The sequence below is a fragment of the Stenotrophomonas sp. HMWF023 genome (genome assembly GCF_003060985.1).
In the GTDB taxonomy this organism is placed as follows: Bacteria; Pseudomonadota; Gammaproteobacteria; order Xanthomonadales; family Xanthomonadaceae; genus Stenotrophomonas; species Stenotrophomonas lactitubi.
Genome location: NZ_QAIJ01000092.1, coordinates 34,120 through 36,641 on the forward strand (window position 1 = coordinate 34,120; position 2,522 = coordinate 36,641).

The following is a 2,522-nucleotide window of genomic DNA, read 5'->3' on the forward strand; positions in this document are numbered from 1 at the left end:
GGATGGCCGGCTACTGCTTTGCCGACCGCGAAAACGGCGAGGTGCTGGTGCTGGCCCTGCTGCCGGAATTCGAGAACCGCGGCATCGGCCGGCAGCTGCTGCAGGAGGTGGTCAGCCTGACCCGCGATTCAGGCCACACCCGCCTGTTCCTGGCCTGCTCGGCGGACCCGCATTCGCGTTCTTATGGCTTCTATCGGCATCTGGGCTGGAAGGCGACCGGGGAGATTGACGAGGCCGGTGACGAGATTCTTGCGTTGTCTTGACGCGCGGCGCCGGGAACAGCCGCCGGGCATGGCCCGGCGCTACCGGGGATGGGGTCGAACGCGCAGGCCGGATGCTGCGTTGCATCAAAATCGGACCAGAAGCGGTTAAAATTGCCCCTGGAATGCTGCAAGGCGTTGTTTCTTCACGCTCTTTCCCTGCTTCTTGCGCATCCTGACCCCTTTCCCCGCCAACGATTCCGCCCCCATGAAGAAATTTGGCAAGGCCCTACTCGCCCTGCTCGTGCTGCTGTTGCTGGTCGCCGCACTGTTCCTGTACTGGCCGCTGACCAAGCGCTCGGTGCCCGCCGCGAGCAACGACAAGCCCGTCGATGTCGTGCTGGTCGGCGCCGGCATCATGAGCATCACCCTGGCCACCTACCTGCAGGAACTGCAGCCGGACTGGAACATCCAGGTCTACGAGCGCCTCGACGGCGTCGCCGGTGAAAGCTCGGACGGCTGGAACAACGCCGGTACCGGCCACTCGGCATTCGCCGAACTGAACTACACCCCGGAACTGCCCGATGGCAGCATCGAGACCAAGCGCGCGGTCGGCATCGCCGAATCGTTCGAGGTCTCGCGCCAGTTCTGGTCGCACCAGGTGAAGGAAGGCCGGCTGAGCCAGCCCAGCGACTTCATCAACCCGACCCCGCACATGAGCTTCGTCTGGGGCGATGACAACATCGCCTACCTGCACAAGCGCCAGCAGGCGCTGGTGAAGAACCCGCTGTTCTACGGCATGCAGTACTCCGAGGACCCGGCGCAGATCAAGCAGTGGGCACCGCTGCTGATGGAAGGCCGCGACCCGAAGCAGAAGGTCGCCGCGACCTGGATGCCGCTGGGCACCGACGTCAACTTCGGCGTCATCACCCGCCAGCTGACCGCCGGCCTGCAGCACAGCCCGAACTTCGGCCTGCACCTCAACCATGAGGTCAGCGCCCTGCGGCAGAACGCGGACAAGAGCTGGAACGTGACCGTGAAGGACCTCAAGGCCGGCACCGAGTCCACCACCCACGCCCGCTTCGTGTTCATCGGTGCCGGTGGCGCCGCGCTGAAGCTGCTGCAGATGTCGGGCATTCCGGAATCGAAGGACTACGCCGGCTTCCCGGTGGGCGGCCAGTTCCTCGCCTTCCAGGGCCAGGACATGACCTCGCGCCATGGCGTGAAGGCCTACGGCATGGCCGAAACCGGTTCGCCGCCGATGTCGGTGCCGCACCTGGATGCGCGCAAGCTGGACGGCAAGCCGGTGGTCCTGTTCGGGCCGTTCGCGCTGTACAGCACCAAGTTCCTCAAGCACGGCTCGTGGTGGGACCTGTATTCGTCGGTCAACCACAACAACGTCGGCCCGATGCTGGAAGTGGGCAAGGACAACCTGGACCTGGTGCAGTACCTGATGGGCCAGGCACGCCTCAACGACGCCGATCGCCAGGCCGAACTGGTCAAGTACTTCCCCAACGCCAAGCCGGGCGACTGGAAGCTGGTCACCGCTGGCCAGCGCGTGCAGATCATCAAGCGTGATCCGCTGAAGGGCGCTGTGCTGCAGTTCGGTACCGAGATCGTGACCGACAAGGACCACACCCTCGCCGCGCTGCTGGGCGCCTCGCCGGGCGCCTCGACGTCGCCGCCGATCATGCTCGACCTGATGGCCAAGGCCTTCCCGGAACAGATGAAGGCCGGTTGGGAAGCCCGCCTGCGCGAGATCGTTCCGTCGTACGGCCGCAAGCTCAACGAGAGCGCCGCACTGACCAACGAGATCCGCACGCTGACCAGCCAGACCCTGCACCTGCCCTACCTGGACGTTCCGGTGGAAGCAGGTTCGACGCCGGCCCTCGCACCGACGGCCGCGCCGGCCCCGGCGCCGGCCAAGGAAAAGCGCAACGCCAACGAGGAACTGCAGGCGCTGTAAGCCTGCGGTTGCCATTGGACAGAAACGGACGGCCACCTTCGGGTGGCCGTCTGCATTTGTGTCGCACCCACCTGTAGAGCCGAGCCTGCGCTCGGCTGCTCCCCGCGGTTGCCAACAGCCGAGCATGGGCTCGGCTCTACAGAAATCCCTGCCACGCGTCGGAAAGCCGCTGCGAAGCGTCACGAATTGTAATGTTGTTAAGAATTATTTACATTTGCATTCTGCGCAGTGACCGCGCCACTCCCAGATGGACCTGATGTGCCCGAAGCCGCCGCCCCGGGTGCTGGACGACTGTTGCCGCCCTTCCCCGCTTCCGAGCTTCGAGCCCACCATGTCCTCGACCTTCCGTACCCGCC

At 65.1% G+C, this 2,522-nt stretch carries 2 protein-coding genes; both read left to right on the forward strand.

The genetic code is table 11. The features are described from left to right. A partial coding sequence (locus DBR20_RS22660) for a GNAT family N-acetyltransferase (RefSeq protein WP_258223207.1) occupies positions 1-263 on the forward strand: 263 nt, incomplete at its 5' end. A gap of 205 nt (positions 264-468) precedes the next feature. Continuing rightward, entirely contained in the window at positions 469-2,166 is a 1,698-nt protein-coding gene (gene mqo / locus DBR20_RS04415) for a malate dehydrogenase (quinone) (RefSeq protein ID WP_108265325.1), read from the forward strand. The last annotated feature ends 356 nt before the right edge of the window (positions 2,167-2,522 follow it).

What these genes read in the sequence shown, in the direction of transcription:
- mqo (WP_108265325.1), top strand. Translation starts at nt 469, where the DNA reads ATGAAGAAATTTGGCAAGGCCCTACTCGCCCTGCTCGTGCTGCTGTTG.